The sequence below is a fragment of the Coprobacter secundus subsp. similis genome (genome assembly GCF_015097275.1).
Taxonomy (GTDB): Bacteria; Bacteroidota; Bacteroidia; order Bacteroidales; family Coprobacteraceae; genus Coprobacter; species Coprobacter secundus.
The window spans coordinates 3,187,777-3,214,492 of sequence record NZ_AP023322.1 but is presented as its reverse complement, the minus strand read 5'-3'; the positions used below and the strand labels follow the sequence as shown (position 1 = coordinate 3,214,492).

General features: G+C 41.3%; 22 protein-coding genes and 1 tRNA gene. 10 read left to right on the top strand and 13 right to left on the bottom strand.

The genetic code is table 11. The features are described 5' to 3' along the window. Positions 1–182: 182 nt before the first annotated feature. Positions 183–4,211 (bottom strand): hybrid sensor histidine kinase/response regulator transcription factor, encoded by a 4,029-nt coding sequence (locus tag Cop2CBH44_RS12880; RefSeq protein WP_021930261.1) that lies wholly within the window; start codon positions 4,209–4,211, stop codon positions 183–185. Positions 4,212–4,701: 490 nt separating this feature from the next. Between Cop2CBH44_RS12880 and Cop2CBH44_RS12875 the strand changes: the two genes are divergently transcribed. Next, positions 4,702–5,892, top strand: a complete 1,191-nt coding sequence (locus Cop2CBH44_RS12875; protein WP_021930263.1) for a glycoside hydrolase family 88 protein — start codon at positions 4,702–4,704, stop codon at positions 5,890–5,892. 1 nt (position 5,893) lies between these two features. On the opposite strand, the gene Cop2CBH44_RS12870 is transcribed toward Cop2CBH44_RS12875, so the two are convergent. From Cop2CBH44_RS12870 to ribD, 12 genes are all read right to left on the bottom strand, one after another. Next, on the bottom strand, positions 5,894–6,643 hold the full coding sequence (locus tag Cop2CBH44_RS12870) for an endonuclease/exonuclease/phosphatase family protein (protein ID WP_021930264.1): 750 nt from the start codon (positions 6,641–6,643) through the stop codon (positions 5,894–5,896). Between the two features lie 5 nt (positions 6,644–6,648). Then, positions 6,649–8,523 carry a glycoside hydrolase family 35 protein gene (locus Cop2CBH44_RS12865; protein WP_021930265.1) on the bottom strand — a complete coding sequence of 625 codons (1,875 nt, stop codon included), beginning with the start codon at positions 8,521–8,523 and terminating at the stop codon, positions 6,649–6,651. A gap of 16 nt (positions 8,524–8,539) precedes the next feature. Next, positions 8,540–10,570, bottom strand: coding sequence for a beta-glucuronidase LacZ4 (gene lacZ4 / locus Cop2CBH44_RS12860; RefSeq protein WP_021930266.1), 2,031 nt, complete (start codon positions 10,568–10,570; stop codon positions 8,540–8,542). A gap of 177 nt (positions 10,571–10,747) precedes the next feature. Then, positions 10,748–11,170 carry a S4 domain-containing protein gene (locus Cop2CBH44_RS12855; RefSeq protein ID WP_021930267.1) on the bottom strand — a complete coding sequence of 141 codons (423 nt, stop codon included), beginning with the start codon at positions 11,168–11,170 and terminating at the stop codon, positions 10,748–10,750. A 20-nt stretch (positions 11,171–11,190) separates the two neighbouring features. Continuing rightward, on the bottom strand, positions 11,191–12,030 hold the full coding sequence (gene murI, locus Cop2CBH44_RS12850) for a glutamate racemase (RefSeq protein ID WP_021930268.1): 840 nt from the start codon (positions 12,028–12,030) through the stop codon (positions 11,191–11,193). Between the two features lie 93 nt (positions 12,031–12,123). Continuing rightward, a complete protein-coding gene (locus tag Cop2CBH44_RS12845) occupies positions 12,124–12,630 on the bottom strand; it encodes an OmpH/Skp family outer membrane protein (RefSeq protein WP_021930269.1) in 507 nt (168 codons plus the stop codon). A 61-nt stretch (positions 12,631–12,691) separates the two neighbouring features. After that, entirely contained in the window at positions 12,692–13,207 is a 516-nt protein-coding gene (locus tag Cop2CBH44_RS12840) for an OmpH/Skp family outer membrane protein (RefSeq protein ID WP_021930270.1), read from the bottom strand. Positions 13,208–13,306: 99 nt separating this feature from the next. Continuing rightward, on the bottom strand, positions 13,307–15,928 hold the full coding sequence (locus Cop2CBH44_RS12835; RefSeq protein WP_200755974.1) for a BamA/OMP85 family outer membrane protein: 2,622 nt from the start codon (positions 15,926–15,928) through the stop codon (positions 13,307–13,309). Between the two features lie 29 nt (positions 15,929–15,957). Further along, on the bottom strand, positions 15,958–16,695 hold the full coding sequence (locus Cop2CBH44_RS12830; RefSeq protein ID WP_021930272.1) for an undecaprenyl pyrophosphate synthase: 738 nt from the start codon (positions 16,693–16,695) through the stop codon (positions 15,958–15,960). A 17-nt stretch (positions 16,696–16,712) separates the two neighbouring features. Then, positions 16,713–17,387, bottom strand: coding sequence for a type IX secretion system protein PorG (gene porG, locus Cop2CBH44_RS12825; RefSeq protein WP_021930273.1), 675 nt, complete (start codon positions 17,385–17,387; stop codon positions 16,713–16,715). Positions 17,388–17,459: 72 nt separating this feature from the next. Next, complete coding sequence (locus Cop2CBH44_RS12820; protein WP_021930274.1) at positions 17,460–19,028, bottom strand: DUF6242 domain-containing protein; 1,569 nt, start codon at positions 19,026–19,028, stop codon at positions 17,460–17,462. A gap of 210 nt (positions 19,029–19,238) precedes the next feature. Beyond that, entirely contained in the window at positions 19,239–20,288 is a 1,050-nt protein-coding gene (ribD, locus tag Cop2CBH44_RS12815; RefSeq protein ID WP_021930275.1) for a bifunctional diaminohydroxyphosphoribosylaminopyrimidine deaminase/5-amino-6-(5-phosphoribosylamino)uracil reductase RibD, read from the bottom strand. Positions 20,289–20,326: 38 nt separating this feature from the next. On the opposite strand from ribD, the gene prmC reads away from it, so the two are divergent. The 9 genes from prmC (at position 20,327) to Cop2CBH44_RS12770 (ending at position 26,715) form a co-directional block, all read left to right on the top strand. After that, positions 20,327–21,175: a peptide chain release factor N(5)-glutamine methyltransferase gene (gene prmC / locus Cop2CBH44_RS12810; protein ID WP_200754951.1), complete on the top strand. Its 849-nt coding sequence runs from the start codon at positions 20,327–20,329 to the stop codon at positions 21,173–21,175. Positions 21,176–21,187: 12 nt separating this feature from the next. After that, positions 21,188–21,652 (top strand): regulatory protein RecX, encoded by a 465-nt coding sequence (locus Cop2CBH44_RS12805; protein ID WP_021930277.1) that lies wholly within the window; start codon positions 21,188–21,190, stop codon positions 21,650–21,652. Positions 21,653–21,656: 4 nt separating this feature from the next. Then, the gene (locus Cop2CBH44_RS12800; RefSeq protein ID WP_246469120.1) at positions 21,657–22,355 is read left to right on the top strand and encodes a ComF family protein; all 699 of its coding nucleotides are present in this window, start codon (positions 21,657–21,659) and stop codon (positions 22,353–22,355) included. A gap of 119 nt (positions 22,356–22,474) precedes the next feature. Next, positions 22,475–23,113 (top strand): orotate phosphoribosyltransferase, encoded by a 639-nt coding sequence (pyrE, locus tag Cop2CBH44_RS12795; RefSeq protein WP_044225171.1) that lies wholly within the window; start codon positions 22,475–22,477, stop codon positions 23,111–23,113. A gap of 19 nt (positions 23,114–23,132) precedes the next feature. After that, positions 23,133–23,546: an SRPBCC family protein gene (locus Cop2CBH44_RS12790; protein ID WP_200754950.1), complete on the top strand. Its 414-nt coding sequence runs from the start codon at positions 23,133–23,135 to the stop codon at positions 23,544–23,546. A gap of 79 nt (positions 23,547–23,625) precedes the next feature. After that, positions 23,626–24,966: an argininosuccinate lyase gene (argH, locus tag Cop2CBH44_RS12785; RefSeq protein ID WP_044224813.1), complete on the top strand. Its 1,341-nt coding sequence runs from the start codon at positions 23,626–23,628 to the stop codon at positions 24,964–24,966. A gap of 137 nt (positions 24,967–25,103) precedes the next feature. After that, positions 25,104–26,096, top strand: a complete 993-nt coding sequence (locus Cop2CBH44_RS12780) for an aldo/keto reductase (RefSeq protein ID WP_200754949.1) — start codon at positions 25,104–25,106, stop codon at positions 26,094–26,096. Then, positions 26,093–26,581, top strand: coding sequence for a hypothetical protein (locus Cop2CBH44_RS12775; RefSeq protein ID WP_200754948.1), 489 nt, complete (start codon positions 26,093–26,095; stop codon positions 26,579–26,581). The genes Cop2CBH44_RS12780 and Cop2CBH44_RS12775 overlap by 4 nt, the downstream gene beginning before the upstream one ends. A 58-nt stretch (positions 26,582–26,639) precedes the next feature. After that, positions 26,640–26,715 (top strand) — tRNA-Gly (locus Cop2CBH44_RS12770). Position 26,716: the final 1 nt, after the last annotated feature.

Here is a 26,716-nt window from a genome sequence, read left to right as displayed (position 1 = left end):
CAAGATTTTAGTGTTAACTAATTACTCCAAAAGTAGAGTCTATACAAAATAACAACAGGATAATATTGTTCAGAAAACTCCTTTTTTAGTACCGACAGTCCTATATGAATTATTGAGGTAAAAAAAGAATTATTAGGGAATAATTCACAAATACAAATTGCACAATAACGTTACCTATTTATCTATAACTCCTTGTCCGATACCCCCGAACCACCTCGTCGATATGCCATAGGGCTTACGTTATATAAGTCTTTGAAGCACTTACTAAAATATTTCAATGTATTGAATCCTACTCGGTACGATATTTCCGTGATATTCAGTTCCGGATTATTCCGCAACATTACAGCAGCTTTTTTAATTCGAATAGTCAATATAAAATCATTTGGCGTCTGTCCGGTCAATGCTTTTATCTTTGCAAAGAAATTAGTACGGGCGATGCCCATTTCCCGGGCAAACTGGTTGATATTAAATTCAGGGTCATCCAAATGCTCGTCAATAACTTGCATGACTTTTTCCAACATTTTCTTATCCAAATCATTCGTTGCCAGAATCTTCAAGTCCGATTGAGGCTCTTTGCTAAATTTCTGCTGAAGAATAATCCGACTATTCACTAAATTATTACATCTGGATATCAAGATATTTATGTTGAAAGGCTTCGTTATATAATCGTCGGCTCCAATTCTCAATCCTTCGAGAGTATGCTCAATCGCTGTCCTCGCCGTCAACAATACTACTGGAATATGGCAAGTATTAAAGTCCGATTTTATTCGCTTGCACAAATCAGTCCCCGACATCTTAGGCATCATAATATCGCTCAGCACGATATCAGGCATTTCCGTCAATACCAGATTCCACCCTTCCTCGCCGTCAGATGCACACAAAACTGTATAATAAGGTTCAAAAACATGAAGCAGCATTTCCCGTAACGATTCATTATCTTCGACAATCAATATACGGGCATCATTTATTTTATGAGAAATTTGTTCTTCCAGTATCTCAGGCTGAGGAAGCAACACCGGCTCGGGAAGTTTTTCATAATGCAATTCAGGCTGAGTCTCGGATATCTGCTCGGGCTCAAAATGTGCATTTCCTAATTTCAAGGTAATTTCAAAAGTTGTACCTTTCCCCAACTCACTTCGAACCTCGATAGTTCCATGATGCAGTTCGATGATACCTTTTGTCAAAGCCAGGCCAATACCTGTCCCGGAGATAGATTTAGCAAGCGACTCTACATTCTCTGTCTGGTAAAATCGGTCAAAAATCCGTTTCAAGTCTTTCGCTTCGATGCCTATGCCGGTATCCTCTACTTCTATAACTGCCGTCTCGTCCCGACGATAGACTTTTAGTATAATGGAATCTCCACTCTTTGTATATTTTATAGCATTAGAAACCAAATTATTAACGACCTTCTGCATTTGACGGGGATCAAACCATACATCCAACACATCTTCTGATTTTCTAAACTCTATATTTATATTATGTTCACTGGCATATTCCAGAAATATCAAATAATTCTCGTACAGGAAATTCACCAAATTCATACGGCACACCTTTATTTTCATATGCCCCTGCTCTTGCTTGCGAAAGTCGAGCAATTCGGTCACCAAATTGCGCAACTGTATACTACTCCTGTATATACCCAATATTTTTTGATAAACAACCGGAGTAAACGATTGCAACTGCATCAGCATTTCCACATGTCCGATAATGATAGTCAAAGGTGTTCTGATTTCATGAGAAATATTGGTAAAGAACCGTAACTTGGACTGGTTCATATTCTCGATATCCTGACTATGTTTTTGTTCATATTTCAAGGACTCATGCAATTTTATCCGTTCCTTATACATCCTTATCAGGTAATATGCCAATGCTCCGGCCAAGGCAACATACAATATATAGGCATAAATCGTCTTATAAAAAGGAGGCAAAACTTTAATCTGCAAGCGAACTTCCGGAGCATTTTCCTCCTGCCCATCTTTCACTTTCATTACCAAGGTATACGTTCCGGGATTCAAGTTGGTATATGTAATAATATGTTGTTTCCCGGCATCAGTCCAATCGTCAGAAAACCCCTCAAGCCGATAAATCACCTGGTCATTATTCGCCGGAAGATAATTGGAGATTGCATACTCTATATTAAATACACTATGATTGTGTTCCAGTACAATTTCAGAAGAATTGCCCAAAGTTGTCTTCAAGATACCACTTTCGTCACCAACTTGTACCGCTTTACCATTTACTACCAGACGCGTGAATACTATATGATACGGTTTCGGAGTAAACTTCAAATTCTTTTCATAGAACGAAACCATTCCCTGAACTCCACCCAAGAAAATTTCCCCGTCTTCCGTTTGATACAAAGCACCCTCATTTGTCGCTGACAAAGGGAACCCGTTTTCTTTATTAAAATTAGAGAATGTACGAGTAACATTATCGAACTGAGAAAATCCCAAATTAGTCGTCAACAGCAACTTTCCATATTTTGACTCTACAATTTCATAAATGCAATCACTCGAAAGACCATTATTTTTGGAATCGAAATTTTCGAAATCATCGGTCTGATAGTGATATAAGTCAAGTCCACTACCCGACGTGGCAAACCATAAATTACTGTAATGGTCTTGAACGATACAATTTATATTATTATTGCTTATACTGCGGGGATTATTGTCATCGTGCTTATAATTGCGTAATTCTTGGGTCTCAAAATCATAAGCAAAAACACCTTCTCCGGTAACAGCAAGCCATAACGTCTCTTGATAATCGATAAATACATCTGCAACAATTTTGATACGCGAGCCATATTCATGCTTTGTAAACATTCTCTCACACTTCCCCGTCTCAGGATGAAACATGCAGACCCCGTTCTGAGTTGCAACAATAAGAGATTCTCGATAAGGTACTATATCTCTGACAATATCCGAAGGAAGAGACTCGATATCCTTCTCCCTACTTCTATACACTGTAAATAGCCCTGTAGAAAGGTCGAGCCGGTTGAGCCCGCCCAAATGTGTCCCCAGCCACATGACATTATGAACCTTATCATAATAAATAGCCTTGACATTGTCATGTGATATGCTGTTTCGTGTATTGGAATGCTTGTACCATTTAAAAGTACCTGCCTTTCTATTGAGAAGATTTACCCCTCCCCCTTCGGTACATATCCACAAGTTATGATTCTTATCTTCTACCATCTTCCCGATTATAGAAGAGCTTAGCCCCTCAGGTTCGTGCAATGTGGCCCTATATTGAGTAAATATCTCATATTCAGGATTAAAATAATTTACCCCTCCAAAATATGTACCTAACCATAAGGTTCCCTGATGATCTTTGATAATAGACCAGATAGACGAATGTGTCAAATCTCCCGGATTGTTTCCCGCAGTATAGCAAACAAATTTTCCGCTTTGCTCATCATACTTGTTCAGACCATTGAATGTTCCTATCCACATCACTCCGGCATTATCCTCACAACAAGAGCGGACAAAATCAGAAGATATGCTGCTTGCATCGCCCGGAATATTTCTGAAATTATGAAGCTCATCTCCTGCAATACGGAACAATCCGTTTTCCCAACTTCCCATCCATATCCGAGACTTGGAATCTTCGTATACACTGATTATTTCCCCTTGTTCTATCGGACGGGACAACCGCTTGTCCTTTGTCAGCTTATATGCTCCGTTCGATGCTCCGGCCCACAAATTACCTTGCGCATCACGTAGTAAACAATATATGGTCTTGACATCTTCCGGCAAAGCATAATATAAGACAAACTTACGCGAAGCTTTATCGTAAACTTGTATTTCATTATTTATCGTTACATATAAATCTCCATCATAGTAAATCGTACGGGTATCCGCTTTGAAAAGGGTTACAAACTTATCATTTTTCATATCATACTCAGCTATACCATCCGTACAACGTAGAAATAAATGCCCTTTCTTATCCCCGGTTATTTCGAGCACGGTATTACTAAACAAGCTATTCAAATCATCTTTCTGATTTTTATATACTTTTATGTCGTCCCCGTCATAGCAATTCAACCCCTCCCGGGTACCTATCCAGATAAATCCCTTCTCATCCTGATATAAAGTATTTACAGAAAACTGAGAAAGCCCTTCATCCGTAGTCAAATGATTAAAAGAGATATTTTGAGAAAAAAAGTCCTGCGTTACAACAACCAATAATAATATAAGCGCTGTGTTCTTCATTTGTAGAATGATTTATTCAAATTATATATAAACTACAATTTCAGATATTTATTCAGTAAAAAGTAAATATGATTTCCCAACTCAAAACCATATAAACTACATAGATGTATTATATAATACAAATATATAAACATCTTTTTATTTATATTACTTCATTTTCATTTTTTAAATTTATTTAGAAAAGACCATTTTAAGAGCTTGCCGTCTGATTTTTCCAAATAAAGGAAATATTATCAGGACATTTTTGTGTTTTCTTTCGGCCTTTTTTCCCGTTTTCTCTCGTCAGATAGCCTGATAAAGACAAAAAAATATCCTCGAAAAAAATGCCCCAATTTATCCCCAATAAAATTTGGATGACAGGCATTAAGAGTTTTTTTATTCCAATTAATATACTGCTGAATAGATTTTGGATACAAATTGAACAAATGTGTACCATTTATCCGTGATATTGTACCTACTTTTATTCATCCAAAAACATAACTTCTATTTCATGAAAGATTTTATTATAATATATATTATAATCATTGCAACATTATTGGAGTCTTGCTCCAATAAACCATTAAACAATGTACAATTCGGAAACAATTATTTACAACAATCCGAAAAGACATTGGCTCCTTTACGGTCTTTGGCATTAGAATGGTACAGACTGCCTAAAAGTACCAAAGACAATCAGATTATATGGTGTGAAGATAACGACCTGACAGACTGGAGTAAAGGTTTCTTTCCCGGATGTTGCTGGCTGATGTACGAATATTTTCAAAAAAATGAATGGAAAAACGCAGCAGAACAATTGCAAGCACTGATAAAGACAAATCCTAATATATACGAGACCTACAATACCGGGCTTATATTCAATGTTTCTTTTGGCAATGCATACCGGCTTACTCAGAACAATGCTTATAAAGATATTTGCATACAGGCTGCCCGGCATATAACCCAATATTATAATCCCCATATCGGCTGCCTTTCTACCCCCAATATGAGTCCGGCAAACTGGATACATTTCAAAAATTGGCAATATCCGGTGTCGATAAATGAAATGATGAACCTGGAACTGCTATTTAAAGCAACCTCGTTTACCCTGGACAGTACGTTTTACCATATCGCGGTTTCTCACGCTGATAAAACCTTAGAAAATGGATTTAGGGAGGATTTCAGCAGTTACAACATTGTTGATTACGATACGACTTGTTATATTCCCTCTATAAAACAGACGGAACATGGATATGCCGATGAGTCGGCTTGGTCCAGAGGGCAAGCCTGGGGATTATACGGTTATACAACCTGCTATCGTTATACTCACGATAAAAAATATCTGCAACAAGCTATCCGCATCGCCGAATATATTATCCATAAACAACAAGAGATAGATGATAAAATTCCTTTCTGGGACTATGACATCCCGCTTACCGCAACACAAGTACCTAAAGATGCTTCTGCCGCGGCAATTACGGCTTCTGCCCTGATTGAATTGAGCCATTATGCCAAACCGGAATATAAAAATTATGCCCGACAGATACTGAATCATTTGTCGGGACAACCCTATTCTTCTCCAAAAAACAAATTCTTTATCTTAGACCACAGTACCGGTAGTTTTCCTAAAAATCAGGATATCGATTGTCCGGCAAGCTATGCCGATTATTATTATATCGAGGCTCTGATAAGATTAAAAGAATAATCTATTCTACAGATAACCTCACATATACCGGACGATGGTCAGAAACTACCGTATCAATGACCACTTCTGTTTCCAATACGTTATATTTATCTTTATATTTTTTATCTCCCCAGATATAATCGATACAGTCCGTCGGGGAATCTGCCGGGAACGTCTTTACATCCAATCCGGACAGACAAATGAAATCACGGCTCAGCAAGTCTGCTTCGGAATCATCGGGCTGCATATTCATATCTCCCATCAGGAAAAACGGTTTCTGAAATATCTTTAATGAGCCTCTTATTCTTTCTACCGATAATTTTCGGTCTTCCTGAGTCAATGAAAAGTGAGTACACCCGATACAGAACCGCTCAAATTCCGCAATAAGCAACATCCGTACCTCTTCCCTTCCCGGTAGAGGCACATGATGCACTGCAATCGGTTTTTCCTTACATAACAATCCGATTCCATACTTTCCTCCCAAATAAGGCATTGTAGCGGAAAATACCGGAAACATTTTCATGTTCCCGGCTATTTTCTGTAAAATATCCAACCCCTCCACCCGAGCCGTTGCACTATCTATTTCTTGTACAGCTACACAGTAGGGAGACTTGGAGAGAAGGACTCTTGCAATACGCTCGCAATCGAGCCTCCCGTCCATGCCTTCTGCATGATGAATGTTATATGTCATCAACCGAAACCCTTCAGGTTCTGCCGCCAGTAAATTACATACTGACAGAAGCAAAATACAGACACATAGCGATTTTCCCATCTACATTAATTAACAGAATTTTCTATCTTCAAATTTTCCAATATCGGAGTGTCAATACCTGATATTTTAGGGTCGATATTATCATTCAGTTGCTCAAAAACCTGAATTTCATTCTTCCCTTTCTTTAACCAGCAGCCCGGTAAATATAGGGTTTGCTGAGGACCTACATGCCAGTATCGTCCCAGATTTCTTCCATTTACAAATACAATACCTTTACCCCATTTGCTCATATCGAGAAATGTATCACCTGCCTTTTCCAATTCAAACTCACCGGTGTAGACCGTCGCCACACCTTCTTGAGCGGTTATTGCTTTTTTCCGGATATCCACCGGGGCCTCGAACGGTAATTTATACATTTTCCAATCCCCTTCGATTTCGTAATCATTGATATACACAGGCGATATGATTCCCTTATTATTCTCGGTAATCTGTGCACCGTAGTTGATACGTCCCATGTTTTCTACCAAAATATCTAATGTAGAGCTAAAAGGTATTTCTATATCCAGTTCATAATTATTGTCCGAACGATCCAATACCCCGACTTTCTGTCCATCCACATATACAGTAGCATAATCGCGCAATCCCTTTATCGATAATACCCCGGCAACACCTTGATTGAAGTGACGGGAATATAACACATAGCCATATCCCTGATTCAATTCTTCAAATGTCATAGGAACCTGGCCTTCGACCGGTTCCACCATCTCTTTTATTCCCTCAACCGAGACAGATGGTTGCAACCGTATCTCAGGAATAGTTATAACCGGTATCCGTGCAGGTATTTCTGGAACTTTATAATCGACTTTTGTTTTCAGATAATCACGCATAGCGATATATTTCGGCGTAGCCCAACCCGCTTCGCTTACAGGAGCATCGTAATCATAACTGGTAATATCAGGTTGTATATCTTTTTTCTTATTATAATTCGCTCCAGAAGTAAATCCGAAATTTGTACCACCATGTATCATAAAGAAATTGATATTCACATCATTATCCAAATACTTCTTTGTCTGGGCTATCAAATTATCGGCCGTTCTCTTATTAAATTTTTCTTTCCAGTGGTCTATCCACCCTGTATAAAACTCAGCAACCATATAAGGTCCTTTATTCCCGTGATACTGATTCACTACTTTTTTCAAAGTCTCTACATTCCCCTCTCCATTAGCCGTAGGAAGTGCGCCCTCAATGCTGCCGCCTTCAAATACCCAAGAACCGTCCGAGGTAAAAAACGGGACATTAAATCCGGCATCTTCGAGCATCTTCTTTATCGCACTGTTGTATTTCTTATGCTCTTCCATAGGTATATCTTTACGTTGAGAGACATACGAGCCGAATTCATTTTCCACCTGCACCATTATGATTGGGCCGCCATTCGTTATTTGTAACGGTCTCACCTGCTCAGCCAATTTCTGAATATATACTTTACACGAATCGAGGAACGGCTGGTTATTGGTACGGATAACCAATTCTTTTTCCTTGGGCAACCACCACGGATATCCTCCGAATTCCCATTCGGCACACACATAAGGTCCCGGACGCAATATTACCATCAAGCCCTCTTCTTGTGCAGTCTTTATATAAGTGGCAAGATCTCTGTTCTCTGTTTTAAAATCCCATACTCCGGGTGCTGTATTATGATAATTCCAGAATACATAAGTAGCTACAGCGTTCAGTCCCATGGCCTTAGCCATTTTAAGCCGATGCCGCCAATATTCTTTCGGGATACGGGAATAGTTCATCTCACCCGATATAATTCTTATCGGTTTGGAATCATATACAAAATTACCGTCCTTCACTTCAAAGGTATGCTTTCCCGTCGCTCCAATATTCAGAGCAAAGGATAACACCGCCAACAATAATAAACTTTTTGCTATCTTCATATTTCTACCTATAATTTTATTGTAATATCCATTCTACAGTATCAGAGTATTCTTTCTTTTTATCTACAGATTTTACCTCTATACGATTCGCCCCGGGTATCAGGTTCATATTCTCCCAACGCACAGTAGCCCATTTATCGGCCTTGGCCTTTCCCATATATTGTCCGTTTACCCATAAAGAAGCTTCCGGCAAATTGGTAAACACCATAATATCAACCTGAGGGTTCACTCTGTTTTTGCAACGCCGTTCGGCAATATATACAAATTTATTGTCCTTATCCCAGTTTGCCTTATAATAATAAAAAGCATCTTTCTTCACTTTCCGGTCAAAAGTAACCAGTCCCTTATCATTTATACCGGGGCGGTCCCCTTCTGTCCTGTGCGCGGCTCCGAAATCGAAAAATGCCCAGACAAAAGAGCCCCAGATAAATGGCCGTTCACTGATTTGTTCCCAGCTCTTCATATGATAATACGTCTGCCAATTCTCCGGATGCCACCAGCCGGTAGGGACTACTTTCTTCAAAGAATCCTGCTGGTGATAAATGCTTGCTCCGGCCCCGTACTCGCTAATGCCGATTTTCAACCGAGGATATGCTGAATGAACTTTGTCAGCCCATGCTCCAAGGTCATCCGGATTACCTCCGTACCAGCCGAAGTACTTATTCCAGCAAATAGCATCGGTAACTCTGTTCAATTCATTATCATCGTTCAAATTAGATGCAGAAGTTATGATTCGTGTAGGGTCTTCCTTATGTGCCAGTTCATTCAGCTCCCGCACATATTCCAACGGGTTATCTGCCGGAGTTTTCAACTCATTGAACAATCCCCAAAAACAGATAGAGGGGTGGTTGTAATGCTGGCGGATAAGCTCGATAAGCTGTTCCTTCCCATTCTGACAAAAAGAGGGAGTATTTACAAATCCTTGGTCTTGATAGCCTCCCGGTCCGACAAACGGTATTTCGGCCCACACGACCAGCCCATACTTATCCATCAAATTATATATCATAGTCGCCTGAGGATAATGTGCCAGACGTATGGCATTGGCCCCGACTTCGGCAATCAGCGCAGCATCTTCGATATGATGTTCAGGACGTAAGGCATTTCCCACTTCGATTCTATCCTGATGACGGCATACACCATGCAACCGCAATGGCCGGCCGTTCAATGAGAACCCTTTGTCTGCATCTAATTCAAAAAAGCGTAGCCCCAAAGGCTGCTCCACTTTATCTAATATTCTATCGCCCTTCGACAAGGTAACCTCAACCCGATACATAAACGGATCTTGTCTACCATTCCATAAATGTGGAGTATCTATTATTATCGGAACATCGACATACATCACATCTGAAGGTTTGACTTCGACCGGTTGCACTGCTTCCTTTACTACCTTTTTCCCATCGTAAACCCGTACATTCAAGTTTACATTATTCACGGCCAATCCCGAAACCGCTATCCGGGCCTTGACATCAGCCCTCTGAAGAGATACACTCTCCTGTATCAGATATACTCCCGGAGAAGCATAATCCAAAGGCGATATGCAAGTCTCCTCCGTCACCAACAAATGTACATCCCGATATATTCCTCCATAAAAATTAAAATCACCGACCAAAGGCATGACATCAAGATGCAAAGCATTACTTACACTCACCTGCAACTGATTGTCCTTACCATATTCTACCCAATCGGTTATTTCAAATACAAAAGCTCCATATCCTCCCCTATGTTCCCCGATATGCCGCTGATTGATAAATACGTCAGTTACCGTATTAGCCCCTTCAAATCGTAAAAAAAGCCGTTTGCCTTTCCATCCTTCAGGAATTTTCAGCACACGTGTATAATTTGCTGTCCCCCGATAATAATCGGGAATCCCCGCCAAAGCATCTTTTGCATTCCATGTATGAGGTAAATCCACTCGACGCTCCGATTTATGAGATACCTGATGTGCAAAACGAAACATCCAATTATCATTTATCAGAATATCCCTCCGTGCAGCTTGAGACGCAAATGTGATAAAAATAAAAAAAATAAATAATTTAATGGTCTTCATGTTTACCGATTTAAAGAAATATCTTGCCAAAAATACGGATTATATGGTTACAAAAGAACCCCAAATCGTCCAAATACAACCTTCAATAATTCAAAATCAAAAAAGCGGTGCAAAACCACATTTTCCGCGCCGCTTTTTCTTCACTTGCTATCCTCAAAAATTCCGTTATATAAAGGATTACTTACCTCCTTTTTTTGAGGAACCCTTATATCCTGTTTGTCTTTTTTTATCAGATAAACGGGTTTTCGATGCTTCATCGTTATCATCCTTAACCCTATGCCTCCTCATATTTCTGATGCCTCCCCGAGTTCCACGTAGAGAACTCCTCGACAAGTAATCGACAGGTTCCCGCTGTGAACGGTTGAGTTTGGCTTTTTTCTTATGTAACAGAACCTCTTCATCTTCTACGTTGACCTTTTCCGGCAAGCGGATAATCTGCCCGTCTATTTTGACCTTATCAGTACGAGCGACTTTCGTGCCCATTTCCGCCCTTATTCCATTTACCGTCACCCGCTCGTCTGCAATCAACTTATCTGCCTCTCGGCGAGAGCAAAAACCGGTCTCACTGATATATTTGTTTATGCGTATCAATTCTTCCATATTCTTCTATTCAAATTAATTTACCCCAATGTTATATGTCTTACATCGAGCTTTTCATGTAAAAACAATGAAGCTGCATCTATAAATTTTGCTTCCGATTCCGTCGTATAGAAACGGCATGTTCCTTGTTTCGTACAGCGCTCGTCCATCTCAGGATGCCGCTTAAAATAATCTGACAAACTGCGGGCAACCCATTCTCCCTGTGCCACAGCCTGTACCCCCGACGGCAAATATTTCTTTATTTTCTCCAATAATATCGGATAGTGGGTACATCCCAGAATAACAGTATCAATTTGAGAACACTGGTTCATCAACCGGTCGATATAAAGCTTCACAAAATAATCTGCTCCGGGCGAATTATGTTCGTTATTCTCTATCAAAGGGACCCACATAGGGCAAGGCTCGCTATATACTTCTATATCGGGATACAGTTTTTTTATTTCCAATGGATATGACTCAGATTGTATTGTCCCCAATGTTCCCAGAACTCCAATCTTACGGGTCTTTGTCATATTCCCGATTACTTCTACGGTAGGGCGGATAACCCCCAAGACTCTCCTGTCAAAGGCCAATATCGGTAAGTCATTCTGCTGTATAGACCGCAAAGCCTTTGCCGAAGCCGTATTACAAGCAAGAATTACCAAAGGACACCCTTCTTCAAATAAGCGGACAACAGCTTCTAATGTAAATTTATATACAATTTCGAACGAGCGCGTACCATAGGGAGCACGGGCATTATCTCCCAAATAAATATAATCGTACCGAGGCATTGCCCGACGAATTTCGTCAAGAATCGTGAGCCCACCATAGCCGGAGTCAAACACCCCTATCGGCCCATGTATCTCAGGTAACAAATCCATTGATAATATATAATTTTTATATCCGTAAACAGAAAAGGATGATAAATATCGATTATCATCCTTCATCCGCCATATAGAGTTCTTGTTCTATTTTTACTTCAATCCCAATTTTGTCTTGACGGCTGCCGTCACATCTTCACTGGGTGCTCCGTGATACAATATAACAGGCATCGGAGAGGCCAAATCGAAAATATAAGTAAATTTCTGTTCTGTACCTACCGACTTGATAGCATCAGTCAGTTTCTTTTCGATGGGAGCAAAAAGCTGCTGCTGCTGTTTTTCAATATCACCTTGAGCTACTTCCTGAAAATTCTGAATTCGTTGCTGCAATTCTTGTACCTCCTGCATACGACGAGCCTTTATGTTTTCAGGAAGAGAATCCTGCGCCATAAATTCTTTGTATTTTTTATTAAATTCTTCGCGCATTTTCACAAATTCATCTTCATATTTCTTTGCCAAATCCTGCAATGTCTTTTCTGCTGTGGCTTTTTCTGGCATTAAAGCAAATACCTCTTGAGTATTTATGGTTCCGAATTTGTACTGTGCAAATACACTCAATGGCATCGCACACAATAAAACAATAACTAATTTTTTAAACATAATATCAATTTTAATTTTCTTATTTTTCCAGTTTATCAATTAATGTCACAAAAATAAGCATTTATTTTGAATATCCTAATTTTGTAAGCACTTCATTACTAATATCGATTCTCGGAGAGGCAAATATTATACTCGCATCCGAAGCCCTGTCAATAACCATCTGGTATCCTTTCTCTTCAGAAATCTTTTTTACAGCATTGTATATATCATCTTGTATCGGTTGCATCAGGCTTTCTCTTTTCTTATACAACTCGCCCTCCGGCCCGAAATACTTCCGACGTAGCTCGGCCACTTCTTTTTCTTTGGCCACGACCTCTTCTTCCTTCTTCGATTGTTGTTCTTTGGAGAGATAAACCTGCTCCGACTTATAGTTATTGAACAATGTTTCAGCCTCCTTGGCTTTTGTCTCTATTTCCCGTTGCCAGCGGGTCGACACCTGCTTCAATTGCTCATTTGCCATTTCATAAGCCGGTATACTCTTCAATATATATTCCATATCGATCAATGCAAACTTTTGAGCGCTACCTGTCACCGCCAATGAGCAGAACACAGCCAAAATCATAATCGCCTTTTTCATAACTATTCTATTTTTAATTCGTGAATAATAATAACAATGTACAGTATTAGACTGTTTTCATTGCCATTGGTTTATTTTCAAGAACAAATCGATTTCGGTTTAGAACTCTTGTCCAAGGATAAAGTGTATCTGACTGCCACCTCGTTTGTTGAATACTTTATCGAAACCATACGCCCAGTCGATACCCATCATACCGATCATCGGCAAGAATATACGTACACCGACTCCGGCCGAACGCTTCAACTGGAACGGGTTAAAGTCCCTTACATTCACCCACGCATTACCGGCTTCTGCAAATGTCAGAGCATATATCGTAGACGATGGCTGCAGCAATATAGGGAAGTGCAGCTCGATACCCATACGAGTATAAGCATATGCATCATATCCCCACGGAGTCAACGAACCGTTCTCATATCCTCTCAATCCGATAGTTTCGGTAGCATAGTTGCTACTGTATCCCGACATACCGTCACCACCCATGTAATATGTCTCGAAAGGAGATTTTTTATATTTATTATAAGAACCCAAAATACCGAATTCGGCACGCGTCATCAACACCAATGTGTGTTGGTTTTCTACCGGAGTAAGCGGAGTATATGTCTTGGCTTTAAACTTCCACTTATGATACTCTATCCACTTGTACATTTTCTCACGTCCCTGCTCGGTACTGGTATCGAGATTCTTATAGTCTACCTTATTGAACAAAGAATAAGGAGGGGTAAGCTGTACCGACAGAGAGAACTGGGAACCTCGCCGAGTATAGATAGGGTTATCGATTGAGTTACGGCTAAGGGTCAATCCCAAAGATATACTGTGAGAATGGCCGTTCTGCAAGAAATATAGATACTGCCAGTCTTTCAACATATATAGCTGGTAATTCAGGTCTACCGTAAAGTTAAAGTAGTCGTCGGGCCAGCTCAATCGCTTACCGAATCCGACAGAGACTCCTAACATCTGTAATGATTTGCTCGGGTCTACAGCATAGCTGTAATCATAGTTGCCATAGCTATTGCCATATATACTGGGATTATAATACCCCAAACCGTACGGGTCAAGATAATTATTATTCCAATAATTAGAACTTATATCGGTCTGGCGGCTGTAATAAGCCGACACAGAGAAGGAGTTCGGACGCTTACCGCCAAACCACGGGTCAAAGAACGACAGACTGTATGACTGGAAATATTTGGCATTGGTCTGTGCACTGATTGTCAATGTCTGCCCGTCTCCCTGAGGTATAATACCTTTATATGATTTCGGATTTAGGAAATTCTTAACCGAAAAGTTGGTAAACTTCAAACTCAGCTTACCGATAATACCGGTCTGCCCCCAACCGGCAGAAAACTCTATTTGGTCATTGGCTTTCGATTGCAAGCCATACACTAAATCTACCGTTCCATTCTCAGGATTCGGTTCTGGGCGTATATCCATTGTTTCCGGGTCAAAATGTCCGGTTTGTGCAATTTCACGGGCCGAACGCATAAGGTCTGATTTACTGAACAATTCACCCGGCTTAGTACGCAACTCACGACGAACCACATGCTCATACAAACGGTCATTACCTTTAATAATGACTTTATTGATTCTGGCTTGCTCACCTTCATAAATGCGCAGTTCCAAATCGATAGAATCATTTTCCACATTTACCTCTATCGGGTCAAGCTGGAAGAATAGATAACCATTATCCATATAAAGGTTGGCTACAGCATCTTCATCGTCTTGTGTACGCTCCCTCAACAACTTTTGGTTATATACATCGCCCGGTTTCATACGCAGGATGGCACTCAGATATTCCGATGGATACAATGTGTTACCCAACCAACGGATATCCCGAATATAATATTTCTTCCCTTCATCTACCGTGATAAACACATCGACTTTCTTGTCGTCATATTTTGCTACACTGTCTTTTACGATGACAGCATCACGATATCCCAGTTCATTATATTTATCGATAATAAGGTCCAAATCGGCTTTGAAGTTTTCATTCACAAATTTTTTGGTTCTAAAGAGATTTACCAAACGGCCTTTTTCGTTCGTTTTCTTCATTACCCGCTGCAATTTCTTATCAGTCAGGACCTGATTTCCATCAATATATATTTTATGAACTTTAATCTTTTCTTTCTTATCGATATTGATATCGACAATCACTTGATTTTCATGAGACAAGTCATCTTTCTGCAAAATCTGCACATCGACATTATTGAAACCTTTCTCTTCGAAATGTTTCTTTATCAACAATTTTGCACGGTCTATCAGGTTGGGCGTAATCTGATTTCCCTTTACCAATCCCAATTTAAGCTCAAGATCTTCCCGCTCCGATTTCTTTATTCCGTTATAATTGATTTGCGAAATACGGGGACGCTCTTTCAGGCTGATATTCAACCACGCTTTATCGCCATATATCTTGGTAACCTCAATAGCCACATCCGAAAATAACCCCTGTTTCCAGAAACGCTTTACAGCCCGGGTAATATCATCTCCCGGGATTTCCATCGTTTCCCCCACAGTAAGCCCCGAAAAGCCTATCAAGACATAATCTTCATAATTTTTTACCCCCGATACCGTTATACCGGCAATTTCATATTTCTTGGGTGTAGCGGTATAATGTATGGTAGGATTGTATATCGTATCGGTTTTAGATTCTGTCGATGTCTGCGAAAATGCGGTCTGAACGACCGGGAAGAACATAGCCAACAATAATAAAAGGTATTTACGCATATTGTGTTGCATTGATTTTTCTCTAATTCTCATAGTTGTTCACTGATTTTACCGAAACGTCTTTCCCGGTTTTGATAGTCACAAATGGCTTTATAAAAATTTTCTTTTCCGAAATCCGGCCAATATTCAGGCGTAAAATAAAGTTCGGCATAAGCAAGCTGCCACATCAAGAAATTACTGATACGCATCTCTCCTCCCGTCCGTATCAACAAATCGGGGTCAGGCATCATCGCTGTCGCCAAATGACTATCTATTGTATTATCATTTATATCCTTTATATTCAATTTACCATCCATAACCTCCTGTGCCATATTTTTTACCGCCTCGACCATTTCCCATTTGGTAGAATAGCTTAACGCAAGTACCAGCGTGAGACCTGTATTTCCGGAGGTAACTTGTATGCATTGATCCAACTTGGCCTTAACGTCCGACGGCATACGAGATAAATCACCTATAGCCTGCAACCGCACATTATTCTCCATCAGTGTAGGCGTTTCATTCTCTATCGACATCACCATCAATGCCATCAAAGCATCCACTTCCTCATCGGGACGCTTCCAGTTTTCAGTAGAAAAAGCATACAATGTCAGATATTCAATCCCTATTTCTACAGAGGCCTCGGTCACCATACGTACAGCCTCGGCACCATACTGATGCCCATAAGTACGTTCCTTATTCCTCTCCTTCGCCCAACGACCGTTGCCATCCATAATAATGGCGACATGGCGCGGCAAGCGGGTTCTATCTATCTGTTCCTTAAATGACATAGTCAACAGGTTGTTTATTACATATCATTATTACAAATTGCACGTTTCCGCCCGAAATCATACGTAACAGAAAACATGGTCAATGAATACCAGTCAGTATTTTTAAATGCAGAACTGTCGATACCTACCGGATCGGACAATCGCCATCCGTCCAATTTATCTCCCAACGTTTTCCGCACCGAAAACTCCAAACCAATATTCCAGCGGGGAGCGACTTTATATTTAAGCCCGAACCCCAAAGGTATGTTTACATTAAAATACCCATCGTCTTTTTTAGGCACCCACGTAAATCCGATCCCTAATAAAAGATAGGGAGAAAAACGTTTTGTCCCCAAATACGAATACCCTATTCCATAATGGAAAAAATTAAATTCAGCCTGAGCTCCCAAATCGATGAGTTGCCGGCTAAAATTAAAATCTCCACCCGGGAAACGAGTATCAAAATCACGCGTATCACCCTTGATATGCGCTGTCGCCAAGTCAAATTTTATGGCCCAGCGATAATTTATGGTCCGGCGCAACAATGCAGCGAATGCAGCCCCGGGCTTATGGAACAATGCGCTCTGATTGGCATCTCCCATATAAAATCCTATACCTAAGCCACCACCCGCCTCATATTTATAATCTTGAGCGGTAGCTGTAAGTATCAGCCCCATCATAATTCCCAGTATGAGTCTTATCCTCTTTCTCATAACGATATCTCTTTATAAGAAAAACGAATACGGCAACTGAAAATTATCTTTATGCTCCATTATTTTCCCACTTTAGGGTATGGGAGCAAATGTCAACCGATTTATTACCCCTCTCCACATCTGCCGTTCGAGGTTCCCACCGGAATCTTCTCCACCGAACATATAGATATAGGGTACAAGTCCGTCGGTCAATCCGTCGGCTGATTTCATATATCGAGGCAATTCGGAGACCTTCAAGAAATTCCAGCCTGCCAAACTACTCTTTGTTATCACATTTTCCTTAAACACGACCACCGATGCAAACGACGTAGCCGGGAATGCTTCGGGCAAAGCCAATACCGAGCCATCTTTTACCTTATCCCAATATTGTGCCGGATTACTGGTCGTATACATATCTTTGAGGCAATCATACCCATCCGAACCTCCTACGACAAAGAAAGTAGGCCATTCGGTACGAACTCCCGTAGACGAATCGTACGTATATGTGCAATAGGGGAAGAACATGGCTCCTTCTCTCGGGGTAATCAGAGACTTCACGCCCAACTTTGCCCAACCATCGGCCTCTCCGTCATACCCCCAAACAGCTGCTGTCAACGAACCGTCAGCCAAACGCCCCCCGACAAATGCAGTCTGAGGCAATCCGTAATCACCCCCCTCGTATATTACAATCATATTACTGTAACCTGATACGGGAAAATCATTTTCTATCGTCCGTGGCGCATAACCCTCGGGACGAGGATAACAATCATGCTTATAAGTATCACCATCCTTTATCACACCCAACAATCGGATATCTGCCGGTGCTTCTTCGGAATCGGTCCATACACCAATCAATGAATAGAACGGTTTATCTATGGCTACACTCTCCCAAGACTTTCCGTCGGCAGAACGGTAAAGCTCTCCCGCATCGCTCAGAGCATATAAATAATCCGGAGCCGATTGTATCGAACCTACATTCAGGACAAATCCGGGAGTTATCACCTCTTTGTTCCAAAGAGCTATCTCTGAAGGTCTCTGACTGGTAGCCAGTGAATAGCTGCTCCCATCTCCTGTAAAACAGTATAAAGTCTCTTTATATAATACGGTCTTTTGTACCGTTGGACTCGCAAGGGCAGAAGGTAACTCAGTTTTTGTCAGCTCTTTCCACTGTAACGAATCGGCCACAATCTGGTGCACACGCACATCAATATAATATATCTGTTTATTTCCATTAGGGGCGGTTACCGTCATTTTTACAGAAGCTTTCTTATCGGTATCGGTCCATGGCTTTCCGGAGAAATCCAACGAATCGGTACTATTTGTCAGATAGTCTACTGTCGTAACATTCTCTTCGTCTTGCTTGGTATAGGCAATCTCCACTGCCGAAGCAGATGAAAATGTGATATTGGCCACCAAAGATGATATATCGGACTTATAAGGAAGGGAATCGGCATTAAAAATGTATCCGTTCACTGCATCTATAGTAAAGAAACAGCTTGAATAAGGGACATCCGAACCCGATTTATCGCTCAATGAAAAAGATTTTACCAATGTATTTCCGGATACGGTATAAGACTCCGACTCCTCGTCGCTATTACAACCTACCCCCATCAAAAGGATAAAAAAGGAGAACAGATATATACTTACTTTTTGCAATTTCATTATGAATGACTTTTCTTGATTACAGTTTTAGCTGCAAAAATAGAAACAATTTTTACTTTATGCGAGAGGATAGCATATTATTATAATAATTTAGTGATAAATTAATGAGAATTTTAACCCTTATACATTTTTCCAAATGTAGCAAACGCCAACTATTCACAATTATAAATATCGTCAGAAAACAACAATCAAACGACAAAAAATACATTTTCATCGATTAAGAATCTTTATAATCTCCGAATTTCCATGTTTCTCAAAGGCAACTTTTGTGCCGGATATGACCGGAGAAGGGATACCCGCTTTTAACACTTGTTTACCTATTTCTATATGAGCCTCGTCCCAATACTCCGAATCGATAAAACTCTGCAATGTATAACGCCCTCCTTCTACAATCAAAGACTGAATCTTTTTTTCATACAAGCACTGTAATATTGCCGGAACCACCGGTCTTGAAAAATCGATTGTTATATATTCTACCTCTCCTTCCGGGACATGCTTCTCGGAAGTAAATACCAAAGTCTTTATCCCATCGGTAAAAAGTCTCAGATTACGGGGCAGCGACAAGTCTTTATCGATGACCACACGTAACGGGTTATCTCCGGTCCAATAACGCACCGTCAAAGAAGGATTGTCCATCTCCGCAGTCTTACGTCCCACCAATATGGCATCATATAATGACCGCATACGGTGCACCAAGGCAGATGTCACTGCATCGGATATCACACAGGCCTTTTCACTTTTATCCCGCAAGCAATCAATATACCCATCCGCACTTTGTGCCCATTTCAATATAATATAGGGCCTTTTTTTCGTCTGTACGGTTATAAAGCATTTGTTCAATTCAAGACATTCTTTCTCCAATACTCCCACTCTCACATCGAGACCGGCACGGCGCAGCATATCCGCTCCACGCCCCGAGACCTCTGGGAAAGGGTCGAGGCAGCCTATCACCACATGCGGTATTCCGCTGTCTATAACCAACCGGCTGCACGGAGGCGTCTTGCCATAATGAGAACAAGGCTCCAAAGAAACATATATCGTAGACCGCTTCAGTAAAGAACGGTCCCGGACAGAATTCACCGCATTCACCTCTGCATGAGCTTCACCGCATTTGCGATGATAGCCCTCCCCTATAATCTTACCGTCGCACACGATAACGGCTCCTACCATCGGATTGGGAGATACATGCCCCTGTCCCAACGATGCAAGCTGCAAACAGCGGCGCATATACAACTCATCAGTCTTTTTCAGATTAGTCATAACACAATTTTATATTATCTTTGCATCAAAGTACTCATATGCAAGACACTATACGACATATAAAAGAGTCCTTAAAAGGATTATATCCACCGGAAGAGATAGGCAGCTTCATAAAACTTATCTTTGAAAAAGTATGCCGGTACTCTACCGTCGATTTTATTTTATGCAAAAATAAAACTTTATCGCCAACCCAGCATCAACAAATCACTGCAATCGTAAAAAGATTGCAAAAATATGAACCTATACAATATATATTAGGCGAAACCTGGTTCTACGGACTACGGTTCAAAACGACTCCGGGAGCCCTGATTCCCCGACCTGAAACAGAAGAACTGGCCGACCTGATCATCAAACGGCATAAAAACGACACCAGTCGGCTCGTCGATATAGGTACCGGAAGCGGATGTCTGGCCATCGCTCTGGCCTTGAACATGCCCGGAATAAAAACAGAAGGGTGGGATATCTCGACAGATGCCCTAAAAATAGCACAAGAAAATGCATTGTCTTCAAACGCTCCCATAAAATTCAGACAGGTAAACATTCTTGAATATTCTCCCTCTCCGGACGAATATGGGAAATACGACATATGGGTAAGCAATCCGCCTTATGTGAGGGAGTGTGAAAAAAACGAAATGAAAGATAATGTGCTTAAATACGAGCCGCATCAAGCCCTGTTCGTCCCCGATAACGACCCGCTATTGTTTTACCGGAAAATCGGGACAACTGCCCTTGACACAGTAAAGCCCGGAGGAAATTTATATTTCGAGATAAATGCCAATCTGGGGAACGAAACCGTAAATTTGCTGGCCGGTCTGGGATACCGTAACATAGAATTACTCAAAGACATGCAACAAAGAGACCGCATCGTCTCCGCCATCCTTCCATAAAACCAAGCAATCATGCAGAAACAATTATCACCCGAAGAAGCTTTACACCGTGCGGCAGCCCTCTGCTCTGCCGGAGAACAATGTATCTTCGACATCCGTGAAAAACTTTTACGTTGGGGAATCGCCCCAAATGACTCAAAAGAAATTATCGAGAAACTGATACAAGGAAAATTTATCGACGAGGAACGTTATTGCAAAAGTTTTGTCAATGACAAATTCCGATTCAATAAATGGGGAAAAGTGAAAATTATATATGCTCTCCGGCAAAAGGGCATCCCCTCTCAAAGCATCGACAACGCCATAAACTGCATAGATGACGAAAAATACCTGGAAACATTGCAGGAAACGATACTATCCAAAAGAAAAAGTATAAAAGACGATACACCGGAAAATGTAAAGGCAAAACTGTTCCGCTTTGCAGCATCCCGAGGATTCGAGCCCGAATACATAAATCTTTGCCTGAAAACTATCCGATAAAAACATGTCCTCTCTCAAGCAACATATAGGTTATCTGATCGATTTGTTTTATCCCCGCATCTGTCTGATTTGCGGCCGTGCTCTGCAAAGCCACGAGAAGCATCTATGTATGTATTGTATCCAAAACATCCCCCGCACACAATTCCATTCCCACAGCGAAGACAATATCATGGAGCACCTCTTCCGAGGCAAAGTCCAGATAGAAAAAGCCGTCGCATTTTTCTATTTCACCCACCATGGAGACTACCGTCATCTGATACACCAAATCAAGTATCGGGGAGAAAAAGAATGTGCCCGTTATTTGGGTGAGATATATGCCCGGGAACTCGGAGCAGAATTCTTTACAGATATAGATTTACTAGTCCCCGTCCCACTCCATCCGAAACGGCTCAGAAAAAGAGGATACAATCAAAGTGAATGGATTGCCATGGGCATCTCCGACTTCACCGGAAAAGATATCGCCCGGTACCTCATCCACAGATGCGGAACAAGCGAAACCCAAACCAATAAAGGCATCTACAAACGATGGGAAAATACTCAAAACATATTCACTTTAGGAAACACTTCGGAGGCAGAAGGCAAACATCTGCTGCTCATCGATGATGTCGTAACCACCGGTGCTACCCTGCTTTCCTGCGCTAATACCTTGTCGAATATTAAAAATATCAAAATTAGCTTGTTAACATTGGCCATGGCACAATAAAAAAATAGAAAAAAGCAGATATAAATTTTCGGTGTACCACCCTTATTTCGTATCTTTGTTTCCCAATTGAAAACATAACGAAAATGGTCAGAAAATCAATACAAAATACAACAAGCAACATGAAAACATTAGAAAGAATTCTCGCTGAAAAACTGCTGAAAATAAGCGCTGTAAAGCTACAGCCTTCCAATTCCTTTACATGGGCTTCCGGCTGGAAATCGCCTATTTATACCGATAATCGCAGAACACTATCATACCCGACATTAAGGACTTTTATCAAAGTAGAGTTGTGTCGTCTTATTATGGAAAACTTTGAAGGAGTAGATGCTATTGCCGGAGTGGCTACCGGGGCTATCGCTCAAGGTGCCCTTGTGGCTGACGAGCTCGGATTGCCTTACGTCTATGTACGTTCGGCACCCAAAGACCACGGACTGGAAAATCTCATTGAAGGAAACCTTATCCCGGGACAAAAAGTCGTGGTTATAGAGGACCTCATCTCTACCGGAGGAAGCAGCCTGAAAGCTGTAGAGGCTATTCGCAACGCAGGCTGCGAAGTCATAGGTATGGCTGCCATCTTCACGTATGGATTCCCTATTGCCATAGAGCGGTTCAAAGAAGCTAAAGTAAAACTGTTGACACTCAGCAACTATAATGCTGTGCTCGAAGTAGCGCTTGAGACGAACTACATCGCAGAGGAAGACTTGGCTACTTTACACGAATGGAGAACCGACCCTTCTATCTGGAATCCTAATAAATAACAATAAAAAGATATTACGAATGGCACAATTCGAAAGCACTGTAAAAATGGTTCCGGCACCTGTCGAAACCATTTTTAATACACTCTCCGACTTGAACAATCTGGAGAAAATCAAAGACAAAATTCCGGCTGACAAAGTCAAAGATTTTTCTTTCGACGCTGATAGTTGCAGCTTCTCCGTCACACCGGTAGGAAGCGTGAAAGTCGTTGTCATCGAACGGGAACCGTACAAAACCATAAAATTCGGTACAGAAAATTCGCCCGTTCCATTTTTCATGTGGATACAGTTATTGCCTGTTACGGACAATGAAAGTAAAATGAAATTGACAGTCAAAGCCGAACTAAACCCGTTTATACATAAAATGATAGCAAAGCCTCTGCAAGAAGGCCTTGAAAAAATGGCTGAAGTACTGTCCAACATTTCTTACCAATGAAGAAACGTTGCATAAAAAATACCAAACAATCACTATTCACAGTATATTGATACTGCTTATTATTTTTCGCATATAAACTATGGCTCAGAAACTTTGGGAAAAAAACGTACAAGTAGACCGTGATATAGAAAAATTCACTGTAGGCAAAGACCGGGAAATGGACTTATTTCTGGCCCGCTATGATATCTTAGGCTCTATCGCACATATCACCATGCTCGAAAGCATCGGCTTGCTGACTCGTGATGAACTGGACCGGTTGGTAGAAGAGCTTCGCCGGATATATGCCATTGCCGAAAAAGGAGAATTCGTCATCGAAGATGGAGTCGAAGACGTACACTCTCAAGTCGAACTCATGCTGACCCGGAAATTAGGAGATATCGGGAAGAAAATCCATAGCGGTCGCTCACGCAACGACCAAGTGCTCGTCGACTTGAAATTATTTACCCGTAGCGAAATCAAAGAACTTGTCACCCTTTGTTACCGGCTATTCAACATATTAGTCGACCAAAGCGAAAAATATAAAAACGTATTGATGCCCGGCTATACCCATCTGCAAATTGCCATGCCGTCATCTTTCGGACTATGGTTCGGCGCTTACGCCGAAAGCTTGGTCGATGACCTCACCGTTTTACAGGCTGCTTACCGGATATGCAATCGCAACCCGTTAGGCTCGGCAGCCGGATACGGTTCGTCATTCCCGCTGAACAGAACCATGACTACCCGCCTGCTCGGGTTTGACTCGATGGATTACAATGTCGTATATGCACAGATGGGACGAGGCAAGACCGAACGAATTGTTGCATCAGCCATGGCCTCCATTGCAGCGACACTGTCAAAACTGGCATTCGATGCCTGTCTCTTCAATTCTCAAAATTTCGGTTTTATAAAACTGCCTGATGAGTATACTACCGGGTCGAGCATCATGCCTCACAAAAAGAATCCGGATGTATTCGAGCTGACCCGAGCCAGATGTAATAAAATACAGGCGTTACCATACGAAATTACACTGATATCAAATAATCTTCCTTCCGGATATTTCCGCGACTTACAAATAATCAAGGAAGCATTCCTACCCTCATTCAGCAATCTCAAAGAATGTCTGGTCATGGTTACACAGATGATGACCCATCTCACCGTAAACCAACACATTCTCGATGACGACAAATACAAACTGATATTCAGTGTAGAAGAGGTAAACCGACTTACCTTGTCCGGAGTTCCTTTCAGAGATGCTTACAAGAAAGTAGGGCTTGACATCGAAGCCGGAAAATTCGATCACGACAAAGAAGTGCACCACTCTCATGAAGGTAGCATCGGAAATCTTTGCAACGACCGCATACAACTACTGATGCAACAAATTATAGACGGCTTCAATTTCCATAAAGTAGAAAATGCAGAACAAAATCTGTTAGGGAGATGACCTTGCCAAGCCCTGCAACACGATTATACATAAACAATGTTTAAAAGAGGGCTTGTGCATAACAAATTTCCAAAACAACCGTTATGTAAAAAAGGAACATTCAATTTCAGGATTTTATTAAAAAAATACCGGAAGCAATGATATACAAAGCAAACGAACAACGTTACAGCTCCATGTCCTACAATAAATGCGGCAATAGCGGGCTATGGCTGCCGGCCGTTTCTCTCGGATTATGGCATAATTTCGGAGGGACAGACTGCTATGAAAACGGATTGGAAATAGTCAAATACGCATTTGATCACGGCATCACTCATTTTGACTTGGCCAACAATTACGGGCCTCCTGCCGGAAGTGCAGAAGAGAACTTCGGCCGCATGCTGAAAAAAGAATTTGCTCCTTACCGCGACGAAATAATCATTACCAGCAAAGCCGGCCATTTGATGTGGGACGGTCCGTATGGAGACGGCGGTTCAAGAAAATACATCATGGCAAGTATCGACCAAACATTAAAAAGACTGCAAACCGACTATGTCGATATATTTTACAGTCACCGGTACGACCCCAATACCCCTCTCGATGAGACCCTACAAGCCTTATGCGATATCGTACGACAAGGCAAGGCTCTCTATATCGGTCTGTCGAAATATCCCATCGATAAACTGTTGTATGCATTTAATTTCCTGAAAAACGCAGGAACACCTTGCCTGGTATACCAGGACAAATACAATATGCTCGCACGTAATGTAGAAGAACATCATTTGCACGCTGTGGAAACCCACGGAACCGGATTCGTCGCTTTTTCACCTTTGGCGCAAGGCATGCTTACCGATAAATATCTGCACGGAATACCTAAAGGTTCGCGAGCAGAACGCCCGGAAGGTTTTCTCAAAGCGGAACAAATCACCGATAAGGTCATAACAACCGTAACCCGGCTACAAGAAATTGCACAAAAAAGAGGCCAAAGCACAGGACAACTGGCCCTGGCATGGGTACTGCACCATACAGCTGTAACATCGGTCATCATCGGTGCCCGGGATGTAGAACAGCTAAAAGAAAATATGGAAACGCTAAACCATCTATCATTCACTGATGACGAAATCAAAAAAATAGAAGAAATCTTGCAAGCATGAAAATGTATAGAGCCATACTATCCGTCCTATTTTTGATATTCATACTCTCCGGATGCGACAAAAATATTTATGACCGCATTCCTACATCGAACGTATATGTCAATATCGATGCTGCCCGGTGGGTGACGTACGGTGTACACGGAATGGGCGACTCTCAAATATTTATCCTCAACCAGAAACCCGAAGGTTTCCAATATAATATATCCTCTGCTACCGGATTCGGGGGCATATTACTGGTCGGAGGCAACGAAAACCAGATACTAGCATTCGATATGGCATGCCCGGTAGAACGGTCGGCTCAAGTACGAATACACTTTGATGCCGATGCACTTTGCGCCCGGTGTGACAAATGCGGCTCCACCTACGACGTTTTTTCCGCAAACGGTGCACCCATGAGCGGACAAGCACATACACGCAAGTTTTTTCTACAACGATATAACGTTGTTTACAATTCTTTGACCGGTGCATATACAATAACACGATAAAAATTTCACCGTTTATTTTGAAAAAACAAAAAACAGTTCTATATTTGCACTCGCAAATGCGAAAATAGCTCAGTTGGTAGAGCATAACCTTGCCAAGGTTAGGGTCGCGGGTTCGAGTCCCGTTTTTCGCTCCAG

What these genes read in the sequence shown, in the direction of transcription:
- Cop2CBH44_RS12880 (WP_021930261.1), bottom strand. Translation starts at nt 4,211, where the DNA reads ATGAAGAACACAGCGCTTATATTATTATTGGTTGTTGTAACGCAGGAC.
- Cop2CBH44_RS12875 (WP_021930263.1), top strand. Translation starts at nt 4,702, where the DNA reads ATGAAAGATTTTATTATAATATATATTATAATCATTGCAACATTATTG.
- Cop2CBH44_RS12870 (WP_021930264.1), bottom strand. Translation starts at nt 6,643, where the DNA reads ATGGGAAAATCGCTATGTGTCTGTATTTTGCTTCTGTCAGTATGTAAT.
- Cop2CBH44_RS12865 (WP_021930265.1), bottom strand. Translation starts at nt 8,523, where the DNA reads ATGAAGATAGCAAAAAGTTTATTATTGTTGGCGGTGTTATCCTTTGCT.
- lacZ4 (WP_021930266.1), bottom strand. Translation starts at nt 10,570, where the DNA reads ATGAAGACCATTAAATTATTTATTTTTTTTATTTTTATCACATTTGCG.
- Cop2CBH44_RS12855 (WP_021930267.1), bottom strand. Translation starts at nt 11,170, where the DNA reads ATGGAAGAATTGATACGCATAAACAAATATATCAGTGAGACCGGTTTT.
- murI (WP_021930268.1), bottom strand. Translation starts at nt 12,030, where the DNA reads ATGGATTTGTTACCTGAGATACATGGGCCGATAGGGGTGTTTGACTCC.
- Cop2CBH44_RS12845 (WP_021930269.1), bottom strand. Translation starts at nt 12,630, where the DNA reads ATGTTTAAAAAATTAGTTATTGTTTTATTGTGTGCGATGCCATTGAGT.
- Cop2CBH44_RS12840 (WP_021930270.1), bottom strand. Translation starts at nt 13,207, where the DNA reads ATGAAAAAGGCGATTATGATTTTGGCTGTGTTCTGCTCATTGGCGGTG.
- Cop2CBH44_RS12835 (WP_200755974.1), bottom strand. Translation starts at nt 15,928, where the DNA reads ATGCGTAAATACCTTTTATTATTGTTGGCTATGTTCTTCCCGGTCGTT.
- Cop2CBH44_RS12830 (WP_021930272.1), bottom strand. Translation starts at nt 16,695, where the DNA reads ATGTCATTTAAGGAACAGATAGATAGAACCCGCTTGCCGCGCCATGTC.
- porG (WP_021930273.1), bottom strand. Translation starts at nt 17,387, where the DNA reads ATGAGAAAGAGGATAAGACTCATACTGGGAATTATGATGGGGCTGATA.
- Cop2CBH44_RS12820 (WP_021930274.1), bottom strand. Translation starts at nt 19,028, where the DNA reads ATGAAATTGCAAAAAGTAAGTATATATCTGTTCTCCTTTTTTATCCTT.
- ribD (WP_021930275.1), bottom strand. Translation starts at nt 20,288, where the DNA reads ATGACTAATCTGAAAAAGACTGATGAGTTGTATATGCGCCGCTGTTTG.
- prmC (WP_200754951.1), top strand. Translation starts at nt 20,327, where the DNA reads ATGCAAGACACTATACGACATATAAAAGAGTCCTTAAAAGGATTATAT.
- Cop2CBH44_RS12805 (WP_021930277.1), top strand. Translation starts at nt 21,188, where the DNA reads ATGCAGAAACAATTATCACCCGAAGAAGCTTTACACCGTGCGGCAGCC.
- Cop2CBH44_RS12800 (WP_246469120.1), top strand. Translation starts at nt 21,657, where the DNA reads ATGTCCTCTCTCAAGCAACATATAGGTTATCTGATCGATTTGTTTTAT.
- pyrE (WP_044225171.1), top strand. Translation starts at nt 22,475, where the DNA reads ATGAAAACATTAGAAAGAATTCTCGCTGAAAAACTGCTGAAAATAAGC.
- Cop2CBH44_RS12790 (WP_200754950.1), top strand. Translation starts at nt 23,133, where the DNA reads ATGGCACAATTCGAAAGCACTGTAAAAATGGTTCCGGCACCTGTCGAA.
- argH (WP_044224813.1), top strand. Translation starts at nt 23,626, where the DNA reads ATGGCTCAGAAACTTTGGGAAAAAAACGTACAAGTAGACCGTGATATA.
- Cop2CBH44_RS12780 (WP_200754949.1), top strand. Translation starts at nt 25,104, where the DNA reads ATGATATACAAAGCAAACGAACAACGTTACAGCTCCATGTCCTACAAT.
- Cop2CBH44_RS12775 (WP_200754948.1), top strand. Translation starts at nt 26,093, where the DNA reads ATGAAAATGTATAGAGCCATACTATCCGTCCTATTTTTGATATTCATA.